Source organism: Xenorhabdus anantnagensis, from assembly GCF_028598555.1.
GTDB classification, from domain to species: Bacteria; Pseudomonadota; Gammaproteobacteria; order Enterobacterales; family Enterobacteriaceae; genus Xenorhabdus; species Xenorhabdus anantnagensis.
The window spans coordinates 1-17,269 of sequence record NZ_JAQRFN010000015.1; the positions used below are offsets into that span (position 1 = coordinate 1).

Sequence of the window (17,269 nt, forward strand, 5' to 3'; positions counted from 1 at the left end):
TGCTCTACCGACTGAGCTATCCGGGCTAACGGGGCGCATTAAACCGTATTCAGCCCAGTCCGTCAAACATTTTCTGCATAAATTTATTTATATGCTTTTAAATTACACAACAAGCTATAAATCCAAACAAAATGGAGAGATAATCACCTCTCCATTTGTTATTTCTTTACTATAAAATAATTTGATATCAATTACCTGCGATAGCTTTTCTGCGCATTGTTCACTTTAATTAAATAGCGACGTGATTCGGCAGAAGGATGCTTATTGGTCAGTGTTTCATAAATATCGCCCGGTTTCATTGAGTTGATGAGCTGAGCTGCTTTTTTCTTATCGCTGGAGAATACACGCAAGACACTGCCTGCACCGCCATTATAAGCAGTGATAACGGCATATCGGCGTGAGGTAGCGTTTTTGATTTCACCTAAATATGTATTTTGCAATATTGATAAATAGGCTGTGCCAGCATCAATGTTGTTCTCAGGATCAAAGAGATAACTACGGCTAGGTTGGCCCGACTTTCCTTGCATCTTGAAAACATCTTGTCCGGCTGTGTGTTGCATTACTTGCATAAGCCCCAAAGCATCAGAGCGACTAACGGCATAAGGGTTAAAACTGGATTCAGTCTGCATGATGGCAAGGATTAGGGATTCATCAACGCCATATTTGATAGATGCCTTACGGACGATAGGGAGATATTTATGAGCGCGTTTATCTAAATGGTTAGGAACCAACTGCATAGTGACTGACCAAATAACGTGTAACCCCGACTGGCGTTTTTGCAATTTATCTTGAATCAGATAATTGGCAAAGTGACGTGCGCGCCACTCCCAGCGAATAGGTTCACCACTATTATCTAAAACCTGCCCATATAGAAACGGTTCTTTGCTGATCTGAATATCATTGGCATCCGAATAAAGATCGATAGTTCCCGGATCATCTCCCATCAGTAAAGTAGTCACGATCGCTTTGCGTAAATGCTCATCAGGTTCAATTGGAGATATGGTTTCAATCGTAATCGTTCCCGTCTCAAAATTAATATGGCTGCGGGTTTTATATTGATCGGTATATTTAACGTAATCTTTTGGGCCTGCAATTAAAACTTCCTGCAAACCCCAAATATTTTCAATATTGTGGGCAAATTGTCCCATTAAGATATCGAAACCATTGGTGTCTTTTACGTATTCTTCATTGTATTCAATATCTTTTTTGCTAGAACAGGAAATTAAAAGTGGGGTGAGGAGAATCAGAGCCAGCAGTTTTTTCATTTTACAATGCCGTTGGATATTAATGCTGTTGGATATTGAGGTTTTATTAATGCTCAAGTTTAGAGCCATACAAAATGGCTCTTATTATGCCAATCGAGCAGTAATATTATTGTTCCGGTGGTGTATAACCGTCGATTTGAATGTCATGTCCTTCAAACAGGAATTTTACCATCTCTTGTTCAAGCAGCTTGCGATCTTCTGGATTCATGGTATTTAGCTTTTTTTCATTAATCAGCATGGTTTGTTTACCCATCCATTGTTGCCATGCTTCTTTAGAAATCTCATTAAAAATACGCTTGCCCAATTCTCCGGGATAGAGCTGAAAATCTTGGCCTTCGGCTTCTCGTTGCAAAAAAGTACAAAAAATAGTTCTGCTCATAATTAATCCTCAAAATAGTGGGTAAATTAACCCAATTGTTGCAAAAGGTATTCAACGGGAGCTGCCAATCCAATCATTGCTGGCTGGCGTAAGTTATACCAAAGTCCTTTGTTTTCATCCATGCAGGAATCAAAAGATAAAATATCAATTCTAATGGGGACGATATCTAAATGAAAATGACTGAATGTATGACGGAATGCTGTCAGTTGTTCAAGTTTACTGTGAGAGATGCCTGAATTTTTCAGCCATTGTTCCAGTGATGCCTGATCAGCAAATTGTGGGAAAGCAAATAACCCCCCCCAAATACCAGAAAGTGGGCGCTGTTCTAGCCAAACGGTATTACCATGTTGCATTAATAAAAAGTAAGCGGTTTTTTCAGGGATGCTTTGCTTCGGTTTTTTCCCCGGATAATTTGCCCAGCTATGATTGGCGTAAGCAATGCAACCTGAATTAAGTGGGCAAATTTCACATTTTGGTTTGCTGCGGGTACAAACCATGGCACCCAAGTCCATCATTGCCTGATTAAAATACTCGACGCCTTGTTTAGGGGTAACGCGAGTGCTGATATCCCATAACTGGTTCTCAACCTCTTTTTTCCCCGGCCAGCCGTCAACGGCATAGTAGCGAGCTAAAACACGCTTCACATTACCATCAAGAATAGGGAAATGTTTGCCTTGAGACAGTGAAAGAATGGCTCCGGCAGTCGAACGCCCTACGCCGGGCAGGGCAACAACATCATCAAATGTCGTCGGAAAATTGCCGTCGTGTAATGTCACAATCTGTTGCGCCGCTTTATGCAAATTACGAGCACGTGCGTAATATCCCAAACCTGTCCACAAATGGAGAACTTCATCCAGTGGTGCAGCAGCCAAAGAAGCAACGTCGGGAAAACGTGAAATAAATTTTTGGAAATAGGGAATGACCGTCGCGACTTGCGTTTGTTGCAGCATCACCTCTGAAAGCCAGACGTGATAGGATGTTTTTTCCAATTGCCACGGCAAAGTCTTGCGACCATAGCGGTGATACCATTCAAGTACCACCTGTGAAAATTGCTCAGCTTCTATCATTAGAATAATTGTCTTTATATCTGGTTATTGTTTCGTGAACAGGATTGCAACATAGTGTAACCTCAGTGTAAACCCGAACTTTGTTTCGAAGCGTTACGCAAACTAGCATTAAAGTTGTGCTTATGGACACTGAACTTGATAAACTCAGCCATCTTTGCATAATTGCGCTCTCTTTGGACAATCCTGCGGTATATAAAGTCCCGGGCGCTTGAACAAAAGCCTTTAAAACTGACAAAAAGTACCATGATAAATAACGTAATTTCACCGGAATATGATGAAAACGGCAGAGCGTTGCGCCGTGTCCGCAGTTTTGTGCGTCGGCAGGGACGGTTAACAAGTCGCCAGCAGCAAGCGCTTGATAATGTGTGGCCGAAGATGGGTGTGGACTATCAGGCAGAAATGCCCAATATGGAAGAGCTTTTTGGTCGTGAAGCTCCGGTAGTGCTGGAGATTGGTTTTGGTATGGGCACATCATTGGTGACGATGGCAAGCCAAAATCCAGAGAAAAATTTTTTTGGGATCGAAGTTCATGCGCCGGGAGTTGGGGCGTGTTTGGCATCTGCGGAAGAAGAGAAGCTCAATAACCTGCGTGTCATGTGTCATGATGCTATCGAAGTGTTGAACAATATGATCCCAGATCAGAGTCTGGAGATGGTTCAGCTTTTCTTCCCTGATCCATGGCATAAAGCTCGTCACAACAAGCGTAGAATTGTGCAGCCTGAATTTGCTCAATTGATTAAAAATAAGCTGAAAATCGGTGGTGTCTTTCACATGGCAACCGACTGGCAGCCATATGCAGAGCACATGCTGGAAGTGATGAGTGCAGCAGAAGAGTATCGCAACTTATCGGAAAACGGTGATTATGTGCCACGTCCTGATTCGCGTCCGGTCACGAAATTTGAGATGCGTGGTCAGCGGTTAGGTCATGGCGTATGGGATTTAATGTTTGAGAGGATAAAATAATGGCTAAAAACCGTAGTCGTCGTCTGCGTAAAAAATTGCATATTGATGAGTTTCAGGAATTGGGTTTTTCTGTAAAGTGGAATTTTCCGGCTGATACATCCGTTGAGGTTGTTGATAGTACGGTGGATGCCTTGATTGAAGAGCTGATTGAGCCAAATGGCCTTGCTCTGGATGCCAGTGGTTATTTGCAATGGGAAGGTATCGTCTGCCTGCAAAAAACCGGCAAATGTACTGAAGAACATTGCCAATTGGTTGAGAATTGGTTGAAAGATCGCGGTATGGAAGAGGTTGTCACATCAGAATTGTTTGATGTGTGGTGGGATTGATTCGCTGTTGCATAAAAATAGCACATTGCGCAAGAATGGCTATTACGCAAAAATAACGCTGTATGCAGGGGCTCCTTGGGGAGCCCTGTTTGTCTGGAGAGAAAGTGGTGAAGGTAAGGTTCTCTAATTCGTTATTGGCAGATATCTTAGAAGAAGTACGCCCTTTGATTGGTCAAGGAAAAGTAGCAGGTTACATTCCTGCTCTGGCGGAAGTTCCGGTAAATAATTTGGCGATGGCCATTTGTACGGTAGATGGGCAGGTTTTTAAAGCGGGAGATGCAGAAAAACGCTTCTCTGTCCAATCGATTTCTAAAGTGTTGAGCTTAACATTAGCGATGACACGTTATAAGGAAGAAGATATCTGGCAACGAGTAGGTACGGAACCGTCGGGGCAGCCATTTAACTCATTAGTACAGTTGGAATTAGAAAAGGGAATTCCCCGCAATCCTTTTATTAATGCGGGAGCATTGATTATTTGCGATATGCTGCAATCACGTTTGAGTGCACCTAAGCATAGAATGCTGGAATTTGTCCGCAACCTCACCAGTCAAAAAGACATTTGCTATGATGATGCCGTTGCCCGTTCAGAAATGGATCATTCCAGTCGCAATGCCGCGATAGCTTACCTGATGAAATCATTCGGTAATTTTGAGAATGATGTTATTACGGTTCTACAAACGTATTTCCAATACTGTGCTTTAAAAATGAATTGCGTTGAATTGGCTCAATGTTTTATTTATTTAGCTAACCAAGGATGCATGATTGGTTCTGGTCAACAAATTTTGAGCCTTCGACAAACTCGCCAGATTAATGCTCTTATGTTGACGTGTGGTATGTACGATGGTTCCGGTGAATTTGCATTCAGGATCGGTATGCCAGGAAAATCGGGTGTTGGTGGTGGAATTATTTGTGTTGTCCCCGGAGAATTCACTGTAGCAGTGTGGTCTCCTGAGTTGGATAAATCCGGTAACTCATTGGCAGGTTGTGCGGCACTGGAAAAGTTGGCCGGGCGTATTGGACGTTCTATTTTTTAATTTTGTCCGTGCTGATGAGAAGCTATTACACAAGATGCTATTACACAAAATAAATATGCAAAAGAAACACGCAAAAGAAATCAGGAGAATGTATGTTCCGCAGAATCACGATTGCTGCCTCATTGTTATTTGCGTCTCAGGTAGTTGTTACTCAGGCACAGGCGAGTTCTGAATGTCATGTGACGTTTAATGATGACATTATTGTCACGCCAAATTCTGTCCAAATTACAGGGGCTAGTGGAAGCCTGAAAATACTGCCCGATGGTTCCATAACACGTGATGGTAAGACGTTGCCATTGAGTACAAAACAACGTAGCAAGGCTCTGCAATACCAGCAAACAATTCGTCAGGATTTACCGTGGGTTAAGAAAGAAGCGCAGAGTCATTTGGCGAGTGCCCGGCTGTCGCTAGATAAAGTAGTTGTTGAAACGATGGGTAAAGAAAGTAATGTTCGCAACCGTTTATCTCAATTGGAATCTGAGCTCAATAAACAAATTGATAAAGTAATTAAAACTCGTGCTGATGGTTTTATGTTCAACGCTCAGGCAGCCAAACAAGTAGAATCCGAAGGTAAAAAACTTATCGAGCAGAGCCTTGGTGGTATTTTGCAGGATAGCATTAACGAAATGAGCCGTAAAAATAGCAATCAAAATGGTGACGGCAAACAGGTGTTAATGTCTCTCCTCGGTGGATTGGGTGGAATGCAAAATGGCTTTGATGCTGAATGGAAAAGGCAGGAAAAGGAATTGAAGCGCTTAAAAGAGGAAGCGTGTAGCAAAGCCAGTAACTTAGAACAACAGCGTATTAGCCTTATGAGTTCTATTCAAGGCATTAAAAAATAAACCGGGCATTCAGCCCGGCAATAGTTAATTTGAATATGCTCCAGAAGTTAAGACAGCTAATCTATCTGACAAAAATAAGAAGCTGTCATGGGCGATAACCGACAAAGACTACACGGGACAGCCTTCGCTCAATTGAAATTAATTGAGTGGTGGACAAGAAATTCTGCATATTCTTGAACGCTCCGTCACCTTCCATTCTGGTGAGCTGTTCCTTACGTTTTTCACGCGCAACACGCCAGCGTTCACTCAGATCAACAACGCTTTGTGTGAGGTCTTCCTGCATTTCAAGGCAAAGGCCAGCTTCTTTGATCAAGCGTTCGTTCAATCCTACCGGACTATAGAGGAAATAACCCGGTGTACCCCGCAACATAATTTCTTCTTTACTGAGCATACCCGTTACCAATGTGGGATCGGTATATAAAAACCGCCCACCTGGTTTCAGTAGCCGATACCATTCACGTAGCAGGGCCAATCGATCCCAAATATGAATCACAGAGTCGATACACCATAGTGCATCAAAAGTGCCATCAGGAAATGGCAAAGGCTGACGAACGTCACTGTCAACAAAGTTGCAGCGGTCTTGCAGTTCGAAATCTATCGCAAGTTGTCTGGCAGTGAGAAGGCCATCAGGATGAATGTCAACACCTGTCACGCTACAGCCGCTGGTTTTCGCCAGGAACAGTGCGGGACCACCAGATCCACTACATACATCTAGCACATGCGAGCGGTCGGATAATTTAAGCCATTGCGAAAACTTTCTAAATTCATCAACAGAGGACCAGTTGTTTTGTCCCAAATCTTCTCCATAGGTTTCTTTGCGCACTTCGGAGACAGCTTTAGAAGAAAAACTGCCGAAAGCTCGCTCATAAAAACCAGAGCTTGGGGAAGAGGCTTGTATGGTCATGGATAGTTCTCCAAACGAATTGAATTTAATCGGAAGACAAGGTGTTCGATTGCGGTATCTAATACATCATTGTCAAGATCCGGACTTAGACAAAAACGAACTGATGAACCAGCTTGAGCAGCGCTTAAGCCGACAGTTGTGAGAACGTATGAGGGTTGTAGTTCTGTGGAGTTGCAAGCAGAGCCTGACGATATAGCTACTTGATGCAAGCCGGATATTAGTGCTTCCGAAGCAATGCCTTCAAACCGAACGTTCACAATATAGGGTGAACTGCAAGAAAGCTCTGTGTTCAACACAGCATTTGGTACTTTTTGCAAAAGACGAGTCACGAAATAGTCTTTCAGCGCCGTGACTTTTGTTTTATGTTGCATAAGGTTCAATTGAGCCATCTGGCATGCAAGACCGAACCCTACAATCAACGATGTTGGCAAGGTGCCGCTGCGCAAATGATTCTGGCCGCCACCATAGATAAAAGGCCTTAAATGTTTCGCTATGCGTGAATCGACGAAGAGTGCCCCGATTCCTTTTGGCCCCCGCAGCTTGTGGGCGGAAAGTGATAACATGTCAATTCCAGAGTCTTTAACGTTCATGGGAAGTTTTCCAACGGACTGGACGGCATCTACATGTAACCAAGTGCCTGATTGACGTGTGATCTCCGCTATCTCATCTATCGGCTGAATTGTACCTAGTTCAGAATTCACATGAGCAACACTGATAATGCGGGTGTCAGCCGTCAATTTAGCCATAACATCTTCTGGTTTTACTTGACCATTAGCTGTAACAGGGAGGTAGTCGACTGTCAGTTCCCGACGAGCTAATTCTTTGCCAACATATAGCACAGACTTATGGTCAATGGGGCAAAGCAGTGCTCCCGTAGGAGCACGTTCGTTGTGAGCAAAACTGGAGAAAAGTGCGATATTATTGGCTTCTGTGGCACCTGATGTGAAAACAATCTCTTCTGGACGAGCACCGATGAGTGATGCAACTTGCTCAGTTGCACATTCGACAGCATGTCGGGCACGACGCCCCATCACATGAGAAGAAGACGGGTTACCAAATTCATTGTCCATGTAAGATCGCATGATATCAGCAACTTCAGGAAAACATGGCGTTGTAGCACAGTGATCCAGATAAATGATGCCATTAGCGTTTTCATTGATATTCATAACAACTCTCCGTCAAGAGGTGAAAACCTCAACGTTAACGAGTTTCGAAAAGATCTCTTCTGTTTGCATTTCTCCGCTTCCACCGGGATCTGCGACGATGACTTTCATGCCAGACAGTTCATACAGGGAGAGAGCTGTACTTACTCCTGTTTTGACGGGTTGGAAGCACTCTCCGGGGGCAAAGATAACCAGAAGACGATGCTGCGCATTATAGACCTCAGCTATCATTTCGGTAATTTCCCCTGCACACCCAGTAACGCCACAGGTAATAAGAGGTCTATAGTCGCCGTTTTCATCCACAAGGGAGACTTCGGTTCCGGGATTAGGGCCATTATCAAGAACGCGACGTTCCAAGCGTCCTGCTTTGACAAACTTGTCGGCACTTTTTTGGAATCGGTATTTCAGCCAAGTTTCCGGGTAGGCAATAGGATGTTTTCGGCTGGCAAGTATGTTCTGCTCAGAAAACTGTCCACTGCGCTCTAAGACAGATTTGTACGAAGCCGGAATCGTGCTGAGTTTCTCGTAGAAGGCCTGCCTTAATTCGGATGCAGAACCGCTGTCGTGCGAAACATATTGCCAATCATTGATGAGTAGCAGGAATTTTATTGCGTCGAATTGTGGCTCAAGCTGCTCTGCAATCCGAACACCAAGTTCCCAGGTGTATCCCGGAAAAATGCCTACACGTCGCGCAATTCTTTCGCGCATGGGTGAGATATTTTCTTCGATGATCCCCGGAACAAGGCGCTTTTGCTCTTCATCGAGGAAAAGCATGAAATGCCCTGCCATGATGACGAGATCCGGATGTGACGTATTAGTTACTTCGGTTAGAATAAGCTCAAGTAGCTCAGCTTCGGATTGAACCAGACGGTGACTATTTGTGATATTGAGTTGTCGCATATATGCCTATATTTATTTTATTGGTTTATTAGTAAGTTAAAGGCTGTGCTATAGCTACTGAAAGTAGTATGAACCGTTTCAACTTTTGTTTGTGGATCACTTAATTTCACTCATTATGCACACCCTTCCTATAGCATTATTAATTATCTATTTGATAGATAATTGTTCATATACTTGCATATAAATAATTAGCTAACAATTAAATGAATTTATTATTAGTGTTACTTTTATAATATTTTATATGCATTAACATTAAAAATTGATTCTGTATGTTTTTACGGTAAATCATTAGCGCGTTTACTAGGTGTTTTTTATTTTTCATGTGCGTAATTTATATGGCGTACATTGGAGTGATTTCATGCTGATTTATTATATATTGTGATTGTTTCTAGAAAATATTTAATCATGACAAAGATATTTTCTACCAAAATGAATGCAATTCTTTGTAAGAAGATTATTTTCTTTAGAAAGTATAGGAAGCTTTCCCAGTTGTTCAGGGCATACCTAACCAAAACACTTGGGTATTAGGAATGTAAATGACAAAATATACTTAAAGTTTATGGATTAAAATAACTAATAATCTAAGCCTTAAAAAATATTATCTTAGTGTTTTTGATTTATAGGTTATTAAACGGATTTTTTACCAGAAGAAATGTGCCCAAATCGGTAAAAAAGAAAAATTGGACACTCTTCAAGTTGCCGTTATATGAGATGGTATTACCGTTGATAATGGCGATATTGTTGTTGCGGATGAAGAAGACATTGTTGTGATTGCGTCTGATCAAGCTTCTGAATTGTGATAAGAAGTGCAACTTAACTATTACCTGTATAAAATAAATTGATTGCTTTTAAAGCAAATAAGAATCAATATGAAATTGATTCTTATTTTGTTGACATATTAATACTGCCACCTAGAATGCAAGTCATCTTTTACTAATAGGTTCAATTTAGGTGTGAAAATGAAAAAAATCCTGCCAATTATTATTGCATCATTACTTTCTGCTACCAGTTACTCTGCATTCAGTCAATCATCAGAATTATTTACACCAAATTCAGTAACAGCTCAGTCTGGCGATTATGTCACGGTAAAGCATCTTTCCGGTGAAACTCAAGTCAAAAAGAATCCAAAACGCGTTGTTTTGTTCGATTTTGGAACTTATGATTCGATGGCGAAATTGGGGTTATCTGATCGAGTGATTGCACTACCTATCGATAACCTACCTGAATATGTACGCAGTGATGTGCCTGCAAGTATGCACAATGCGGGAGGAATGAAAGAACCGAATTTGGAAAAATTAGCTGAAATAAAACCAGATCTAATTGTTATTACAGGGCGTCAGGGGTCTTCCTATGATCGTTTGTCGAAAATTGCACCCACTGTGAATTTAAGCACCGATAATAAAAATTATCTGTCATCCGTTGATAGTCATCTAAAATTATTAGGTGAATTATTTAATAAGCAGGATATAGTTAAAACCCAATCTGCTGAGCTAGAAAAAACTATTGCATCCGCACAGGAAAAAGCGAAAGCAGCGAACAGCAAGGTATTGGTATTACTACACAATGCTGGTGAATTATATCCTAATAATCAAGCTATTGTTTATAACGTCATTAAAGCTCCCCGTGCTGTATTGCCTGCTAAGTCAGACACAGACAAAAGTCGTTCAGTGACAGCGGATATGATTGCACACGCAAACCCTGATGTGATTTTTATTATCGATCGTAGTGAAGCAATTGGTGCTGGTAAGCTGGAAAAAGATCGGTTTGAAAATGTTCAAGTCAAATCAACTAATGCCTACAAAAACGGTAAGATCGTGTATTTACAATCTGATCTCTGGTACTTGTCTGGTGGCGGTTTGGACAGTATGACGCGACAAGTCAATGCGATTGCTGATGCATTATAATCTCGCAAATTAATAATTCATTTTTCCTGAAATTACCCCGAAATCTAATTATCTAGATTTCGGGGTAATTTATTATTTATTAACAATTTATTATTTATTAAAAAAATAAAAACTAATTAAGATCATTCTTGCAGAATATTAAGAGGGTTGAATGTTTTGTGAGAACATAAAGAGAACAGATACACCATCAAAATATTTCCGCGACTCACTTATTGTTCCTAAACTGAAACAATCAGGCAAAATCATGCTCTAGTATTGCAGCAGAGAAAAACTGCGCTAGGATGTTTTAAAAGGCATTGAATGGGGACACCAGCATGATTATCAGTTCAGTTGAATTTAAGAATAATGATTTCTTGAAAAAAGAACATGAATTTAATGAATTTGGTGGTAATGGCGATAGCCGTTCCCCTGAACTCGCTTGGGCAGAAGCACCAGCTGAAACCAAAAGTTTTGCTATTACTGTCTATGATCCTGATGCACCGACAGGCAGTGGTTTTTGGCACTGGGTCGCTTTTGATATCCCCATTGAAACCCAAGTTTTACCTGCAAATGCAGGGCAAAGTGATGGTAGCAAATTGCCAATCGGCACGATTCAGAGCAGAAATGATTATGGCCTGATTGGTTTCGATGGTCCTTGCCCACCTGTCGGTGATAAAGCGCATCGCTATATTTTCACTGTACATGCCTTATCGGTAGAAAAACTGGGAGTTGATGCTGAAACAACAAACGCCGTTGCGCGTTTTATGATCCAAGCCAATACCTTGGCAACAGCTTCTATTACCGGTTACTACCAACGTTAACTGATTAATAATTCTTCCGTTTCCTGTAGAGGGTATCAATATGAGCAGTAAAAAAATTCAATGGAATAATGGGTTACAGCAGGAAGCAGTAGAGATCCTCTCTAACGACGGAGGAATGATCGTCTGCCCAACCAAAGTTGGCTACATTATCATGACATCTGATGCGCAAGGCCTGGAGCGCAAATTTGAAGCTAAGCTGCGTAATCGCAACAAACCGGGTGTTGTTTTGTGTGGATCTTTGGAACAGTTGAAAGAGTTGGCCCAGCTTAACGCAGAAATTGAAGAACTTTATCAAAAACATTGGGATGAAGATGTATTGTTAGGCTGTATTTTGCCGTGGAAGGAAGAAGCAGTAGCCCGTATCCCAGATGATGGATCTAAAGAACTGATGATGGATCAGCGTGGTACGAGCTGTTTCGTGATTAAGTTTGGTAAACCGGGCGAAATATTGGCAAAAGAACTTTGGGAAGAATATGGCAAGTTTTCTTTTGCCAGCTCAGCAAATCCATCAGGTAAAGGCAATCGCGGGTTGGTTGAATGTATCGGTGAGAGGATAGAAGAACGGGCTGATTTGATTATCTCCGCCAATGACTATGTTAAATCTATTCAGCCAAATGAAACCGAGCAAACCCGTTATGAGCAAGGCGTTATGGTTGCAATGGTAGATGAAAGTGGCAAATTAGTTCCTCAGCAAAATGGTCAGCGCGATATTACCCCGTGTCCGGTATTAATCCGCAAGGGGTTGGATGTAAACAAAATCATGGCGATGATGTCCGACATTTTCACGACTTGGGATTACCGTCACGGCAATTATTATTAATTACTATTGATGGCTACCAGTGCTTTTTGCAGGTGATATTTTTAGCGGGTGCGATTGTACCCGCATTAATGGTTCTTCCCGCTCTCCAAATCTTGCTTTAACTTACGCTGCAAAGAATTTGCAAACTGTTGGACACGCGAAGAAAGCGTGCTTTCTGATTTAAACAAAATCCATGCTTGATAAATATCCATGCTCCATTCAGGAAGAAGCCGCACCAGTTTTCCTTCTGCCACTGCTTCATGAGTAACATAGTCGGGTAGATAGGCAATACCAGCCCCAGTCAGAGCGGAACTCATTAATGCCACACTGTTATTGATGCGAAATCGGCTGCGGACTTCAATATCCAGCTTATTTCTTTCTTTACGGAACGGCAGGGAGATAGTATGAGCGGGGCCACGGAATAGCAGGTAATCGTAGCGAGGGAGATCTTCGGGTTTATCTATTGACGAAAATTGACTTATATAGTCTGGTGTCGCGTAAAGCCCCCAAGTGATATCAATCAAAGGCATGACAAGTGGATATTGTGGTGTTTCACGTCCTATGATGATCGCAATATCGCATTGATCTTCTTCCATATTAATCGTTCTGTCGGTCAGTTCCAGATCTACGCTGATGTGAATATTTCCAGCGATAAAGCTATTTAGGGCAGGAACAATACATTGACTGCCAAAGGATACCGGAGCAATCAAACGTAAACTTCCCATCGGTTCTTCATGGAAATTACGTATAAAATGTTCGGCATTTTGGGCTTCGGTAAGAATTCGGTGACAGTATTGGTAATAACTCATCCCGACTTCTGTTACTTGAATTTTGCGCGTAGTACGGTTGAGCAATTGGGTACCTAATCTCACTTCCAATTGTGCAATCTCACGGCTGACGGACGATTTGGAAAGCCTTAATGATTTCGCAGCTTCGGTAAAGCTCAGTGTCTCTACGACACGGGCAAAGACCACCATTGAGGTAAGATTCTCAATATTATTCATGCAATAACCTGATGATTTACTCGTGGGAACCACTCTGTAACATATCATATTTCCTATAGTGAGACGCTAATATTCCTTTTCCATATGCTTGTCCATACGAAAAGGTCATGCAGAAAAATCATGCCGGATTCAATGAGTAAGAATTTCCTATTTTGTGAACAACTGTTCCATACTGGAAACAGTGAACAGCACGATGGTATTTCCCTACGTTAAGGAGTAGTAATCTTGTTAGGATGACAATCTACTGAGTCTGTTTTTAATCTTTTGGAGGGCCATGTGAGATGAGCCAAACTATTACACAAAAAATTCTTGCACGAGCCAGTGGGCGTGAACAAGTCACTCCGGGTGAAGTGGTTTGGGCGAAAGTGGATATTCTAATGTCTCACGATCCCTGCACACCGGGTGTAGCCAGCGTATTTAAAAAGGAGTTCGGGCAAAATGCAAAGATATGGGATCCTGAACGTTTTATTTTAATCCCAGACCATTTTGTCTATTCGGCTGACTCACAAGCCAATCAGAACATTCGGGTGATGCGTGAATTTGCCGCCGAACAGAACATAAAATATTTTTACGATGTAGGAACACCCAATTATAAAGGTGTGTGTCACATAGGACTCGCAGAGGGAGGGCATACCCGCCCCGGCGAAGTATTATTGGGTACTGACTCGCATACTGTGACTGCGGGTGCTTTTGGTGCATTCGCCATTGGGTTAGGGATTACTGATGCCGCTTATGCGCTAGGTACGGGAGAAATTCCTCTCAAGGTGCCGACTACCATTCGGGTAAATTTTACCGGAACAAAACCCGCCCATGTTTTGGCTAAGGACATGATTTTGTCCGTGTTGTCAGAATTAACCGTCGATGGTGCGACATATCAGGCCATAGAGTTTGGTGGGAATGTCATTGATGAGTTATCGGTAGAAGAACGCATGACGATTTGCAACATGGTTGTTGAGTGTGGCGCTAAGAACGGCATTATGGTTCCCAATCAGGCGACTCTGGATTATTTGGCAGAACGAAATAATCTCCCTTTCGAAATTGTTTACCCTGACGAGGATGCACAATATAGCCGTGTGTTAAATATTGATGTTTCCACAATGCAACCGAAGATTGCCAAACCTCACTCTCCAGATAATGTCGTCTCTATTGAACAAGTCGCTAATGTTGCCATTTCTCAGGCATATATTGGTTCCTGTACGGGAGGCAAGCTGGAGGATTTTGTTGCGGCAGCCCGTGTTATCAAAGGGCATAAAGTGACCATTCCGACTTACGCAGTACCTGCAACAAAAGAAGTTTTTCATAAAACGATTACCACCCAAATTGATGGTGTTTCTGTCTACCAGATTTTAAGTGACGCAGGAGTGAAACTTTCCTCTGAATCAGGATGTGCTGCCTGTTGTGGTGGCCCGCCGGATACTTTTGGGCGTGTTAATGATCCGATATCAGTGATATCCACAACCAACCGTAACTTTATCGGCAGAATGGGGCATAAACGTGCCAATATTTATCTCGCTTCACCTTATTCTGTTGCCGCCGCCGCTATTACTGGTCAAATAACGAATCCTGAGGAGTTTTTATGAGTGAGTTAAAGGAAAATATCATTCGGGGTGAGGTTTATGTATTGACCGATAATATTGATACTGACCAGATTCTTTCAGCTGAATACCTCAAGGTCAATCCTTCCACTCCTGAAGGATATGCCCAACTGGCTTCACTGGCGATGTGTGGATTACCGGAAGGTTCATTGCCTTTTATTGATGAAAGCAAGGGAAAAGCGAAATATCCGATTATTGTGGCAGGGCAGAATTTTGGCTGCGGATCTTCGCGTGAACACGCAGTTGCGGCATTAGGTGCTTCAGGTGTAAAGGTGGTTCTTGCTCAATCTTATGCCCGTATATTCTTCCGGAATTGTGTATCAACCGGGCAGGTATTGCCTGTTGCAGCACAAGAACGCTTGTGTGACAAATTGGTCACAGGGGACAATATTGAGATTGATATTGAAAACCAGACAGTCATTTTGCTGAAAAATGGTGAGAAATATCAAATTGATCCAATTGGTGAACTTGCCAATATTGTATCTGCCGGAGGGTTATTTTCTTACGCTCGCGCGACAGGAAGAATTAAATAATGTGGAATAAACTGCACCTGAAAATTAAAAGGTGCAGTTTAATTCCTTTCTTCAAAGAAACAGTTCCAGTAAGGAATTCAGGAACAGTTTTCCGTGTTTAGTGATTTGCCAATGTGTTTCGCTTTCAGCGATATAGCCTTTAGCCAGCGCTTCATCAATTTGTGGACGAATGGCACTTCCCGGTAACCCGGTGAAATCACTAAAATCTTGACGTGGCATTGATTCCAGCAAGCGAAAACGGTTCATGAAAAATTCAAATGGGCGATCTTCATTATCCACTTGATTTTGCTGATCCAAATAACGCCCCTGCATATAACCGCGTGGATGCTTGGTTTTTACGGTACGAAGGATACGGCCATCTTCAAATGAAATTTTGCCATGTGCGCCACAACCAATCCCTAAATAATCACCGAAACGCCAGTAATTGAGATTATGCTGACATTGATAACCCGGTTTGGCATATGCCGACGTTTCATATTGTTGATAACCTGCTTCCGTCAGCAATTGATGGCCTTGGGAAAAAATATCCCACAATGCGTCATCATCCGGTAAAACCGGAGGACGAGAGCCGAAACTGGTATTAGGTTCAATCGTCAGCTGATACCAAGATAAATGTGGCGGAGATAGTTCGATGGCCTGACGCAAATCATTCAGTGCTTCATTGAGTGTCTGGTTGGGTAAACCATGCATCAAATCCAGATTGAAGCTGCGTAGCCCAAGTCCGTCAGCCAATTTTGCTGCTCGTTTGGCCTCTTCTGGGCCGTGGATACGCCCTAAACGGATAAGTTTATCTGAACCGAAACTTTGTACGCCAATGGAAATTCGATTGATCCCCGCTTGTTGATAGGCGCTAAAACGATCGGCTTCAACAGTTCCCGGATTGGCTTCCATTGTAATCTCTGCTTGCGGAGAGAGTGGCAGTGAATCTCTGACACCGTCAAGCAATCGCTGCATACCTTCGGCACTTAACAGGCTTGGGGTTCCTCCACCGATAAAAATCGTTGATACCTCACGATCACCAACCATTGGCAGATCAGCATGCAAATCCGCCAATAGATGATCAACATACTCTTGGTGCGGCACGTCCCTTTTTAAGGCATGTGAATTGAAATCACAATAAGGGCACTTTTGCACGCACCACGGAATATGAATATAAAGACTCAGAGGTGGCAACTTAAGCATTACGCATGGCTTCCAACAACATTGCTAATGCTTTCCCACGGTGTGAAACGGCATTTTTCTGCTCACGAGTTAATTCGGCTGCTGTGCAGTTAAATTCTGGAGCATAAAAAATGGGATCATAACCAAAACCACCTTTTCCGGCAGGTTCATGGGTAATAAAGCCTGACCAGCGACCGTGAAATACCAAAGGAGTAGGATCTTCAGCATGGCGTAAGAAGACCAGCACACAGTTGAATTGGGCTTGGCGCTGTTCATCAGGAATATCGCGCATGGATTCTAATAATTTTTCCAGATTCTCCTGATCAGAGGCATCACTACCTGCATAGCGAGCGGAATAAATGCCGGGTGCACCGCCCAATGCGTCAACAGACAATCCTGAATCGTCTGCAATCGCAGGTAAACCCGTAACTGCTGCGGCATGGCGAGCTTTAATGATTGCATTTTCGATGAAAGTGAGGCCCGTTTCATCGGCTGAATCAACGCCTAAGTCGGTTTGAGCTACGATATCTAAGCCAAAGTCAGCCAATAAATCAGCCAGTTCACGAACTTTGCCAGCATTTCCCGTGGCGAGAACAACTTTTTGCATTGCCATTTATTTAATTAACCTAT

18 protein-coding genes are annotated in these 17,269 nt (G+C 42.4%); 9 read left to right on the plus strand and 9 right to left on the minus strand.

Going from position 1 to position 17,269, the window contains the following annotated elements:
- Positions 1–191 precede the first annotated feature (191 nt).
- The 3 genes from mltC to mutY all read right to left on the minus strand — a co-directional run bounded on the left by mltC (position 192) and on the right by mutY (position 2,711).
- Entirely contained in the window at positions 192–1,265 is a 1,074-nt protein-coding gene (mltC, locus tag PSI14_RS12300; RefSeq protein ID WP_273576245.1) for a membrane-bound lytic murein transglycosylase MltC, read from the minus strand.
- Positions 1,266–1,371: 106 nt separating this feature from the next.
- The gene (locus PSI14_RS12305; protein ID WP_273553910.1) at positions 1,372–1,644 is read right to left on the minus strand and encodes an oxidative damage protection protein; all 273 of its coding nucleotides are present in this window, start codon (positions 1,642–1,644) and stop codon (positions 1,372–1,374) included.
- 26 nt (positions 1,645–1,670) lie between these two features.
- On the minus strand, positions 1,671–2,711 hold the full coding sequence (mutY, locus tag PSI14_RS12310) for an A/G-specific adenine glycosylase (protein ID WP_273576170.1): 1,041 nt from the start codon (positions 2,709–2,711) through the stop codon (positions 1,671–1,673).
- Positions 2,712–2,954: 243 nt separating this feature from the next.
- Here mutY and trmB point away from each other — a divergent pair, with 243 nt between their 5' ends.
- The 4 genes from trmB to PSI14_RS12330 all read left to right on the plus strand — a co-directional run bounded on the left by trmB (position 2,955) and on the right by PSI14_RS12330 (position 5,876).
- Entirely contained in the window at positions 2,955–3,674 is a 720-nt protein-coding gene (trmB, locus tag PSI14_RS12315) for a tRNA (guanosine(46)-N7)-methyltransferase TrmB (protein WP_273576171.1), read from the plus strand.
- The gene (locus PSI14_RS12320) at positions 3,674–4,000 is read left to right on the plus strand and encodes a YggL family protein (RefSeq protein ID WP_273576172.1); all 327 of its coding nucleotides are present in this window, start codon (positions 3,674–3,676) and stop codon (positions 3,998–4,000) included. The genes trmB and PSI14_RS12320 overlap by 1 nt, the downstream gene beginning before the upstream one ends.
- 107 nt (positions 4,001–4,107) lie before the next feature.
- Entirely contained in the window at positions 4,108–5,034 is a 927-nt protein-coding gene (gene glsB, locus PSI14_RS12325) for a glutaminase B (protein ID WP_370688855.1), read from the plus strand.
- A gap of 92 nt (positions 5,035–5,126) precedes the next feature.
- On the plus strand, positions 5,127–5,876 hold the full coding sequence (locus PSI14_RS12330) for a DUF2884 family protein (protein WP_273576174.1): 750 nt from the start codon (positions 5,127–5,129) through the stop codon (positions 5,874–5,876).
- 85 nt (positions 5,877–5,961) lie between these two features.
- Here the strand turns inward: PSI14_RS12330 and PSI14_RS12335 are convergent, their stop codons facing one another.
- From PSI14_RS12335 to PSI14_RS12345, 3 genes are read right to left on the minus strand one after another with little or no spacing between them, the layout of a single operon-like run.
- Positions 5,962–6,780: a class I SAM-dependent methyltransferase gene (locus tag PSI14_RS12335; RefSeq protein ID WP_273576175.1), complete on the minus strand. Its 819-nt coding sequence runs from the start codon at positions 6,778–6,780 to the stop codon at positions 5,962–5,964.
- Positions 6,777–7,946 (minus strand): cysteine desulfurase family protein, encoded by a 1,170-nt coding sequence (locus PSI14_RS12340; RefSeq protein WP_273576176.1) that lies wholly within the window; start codon positions 7,944–7,946, stop codon positions 6,777–6,779. Before PSI14_RS12340 ends, PSI14_RS12335 begins: the two co-directional genes overlap by 4 nt.
- 12 nt (positions 7,947–7,958) lie before the next feature.
- Positions 7,959–8,651: an LPD16 domain-containing protein gene (locus tag PSI14_RS12345; protein ID WP_273576177.1), complete on the minus strand. Its 693-nt coding sequence runs from the start codon at positions 8,649–8,651 to the stop codon at positions 7,959–7,961.
- A gap of 1,151 nt (positions 8,652–9,802) precedes the next feature.
- Between PSI14_RS12345 and PSI14_RS12350 the strand changes: the two genes are divergently transcribed.
- From PSI14_RS12350 to PSI14_RS12360, 3 genes are all read left to right on the plus strand, one after another.
- Complete coding sequence (locus PSI14_RS12350) at positions 9,803–10,747, plus strand: siderophore ABC transporter substrate-binding protein (RefSeq protein WP_273576178.1); 945 nt, start codon at positions 9,803–9,805, stop codon at positions 10,745–10,747.
- A 314-nt stretch (positions 10,748–11,061) separates the two neighbouring features.
- Positions 11,062–11,547, plus strand: a complete 486-nt coding sequence (locus PSI14_RS12355) for a YbhB/YbcL family Raf kinase inhibitor-like protein (protein WP_273576179.1) — start codon at positions 11,062–11,064, stop codon at positions 11,545–11,547.
- Between the two features lie 40 nt (positions 11,548–11,587).
- A complete protein-coding gene (locus PSI14_RS12360) occupies positions 11,588–12,367 on the plus strand; it encodes an L-threonylcarbamoyladenylate synthase (protein WP_273576180.1) in 780 nt (259 codons plus the stop codon).
- Between the two features lie 65 nt (positions 12,368–12,432).
- On the opposite strand, the gene PSI14_RS12365 is transcribed toward PSI14_RS12360, so the two are convergent.
- Positions 12,433–13,350 carry a LysR family transcriptional regulator gene (locus tag PSI14_RS12365; RefSeq protein WP_273576181.1) on the minus strand — a complete coding sequence of 306 codons (918 nt, stop codon included), beginning with the start codon at positions 13,348–13,350 and terminating at the stop codon, positions 12,433–12,435.
- A 281-nt stretch (positions 13,351–13,631) separates the two neighbouring features.
- On the opposite strand from PSI14_RS12365, the gene PSI14_RS12370 reads away from it, so the two are divergent.
- Together PSI14_RS12370 and PSI14_RS12375 are read left to right on the plus strand one after the other, a co-directional pair.
- Positions 13,632–14,930: a 3-isopropylmalate dehydratase large subunit gene (locus PSI14_RS12370; protein WP_273576182.1), complete on the plus strand. Its 1,299-nt coding sequence runs from the start codon at positions 13,632–13,634 to the stop codon at positions 14,928–14,930.
- Positions 14,927–15,478: a LeuD/DmdB family oxidoreductase small subunit gene (locus tag PSI14_RS12375; RefSeq protein ID WP_273576183.1), complete on the plus strand. Its 552-nt coding sequence runs from the start codon at positions 14,927–14,929 to the stop codon at positions 15,476–15,478. Before PSI14_RS12370 ends, PSI14_RS12375 begins: the two co-directional genes overlap by 4 nt.
- 51 nt (positions 15,479–15,529) lie before the next feature.
- Here the strand turns inward: PSI14_RS12375 and hemW are convergent, their stop codons facing one another.
- Together hemW and PSI14_RS12385 are read right to left on the minus strand one after the other, a co-directional pair.
- On the minus strand, positions 15,530–16,660 hold the full coding sequence (gene hemW, locus PSI14_RS12380; protein ID WP_273576184.1) for a radical SAM family heme chaperone HemW: 1,131 nt from the start codon (positions 16,658–16,660) through the stop codon (positions 15,530–15,532).
- Positions 16,653–17,246 carry an XTP/dITP diphosphatase gene (locus tag PSI14_RS12385; RefSeq protein WP_273576246.1) on the minus strand — a complete coding sequence of 198 codons (594 nt, stop codon included), beginning with the start codon at positions 17,244–17,246 and terminating at the stop codon, positions 16,653–16,655. Before PSI14_RS12385 ends, hemW begins: the two co-directional genes overlap by 8 nt.
- Between the last annotated feature and the right edge of the window lie 23 nt (positions 17,247–17,269).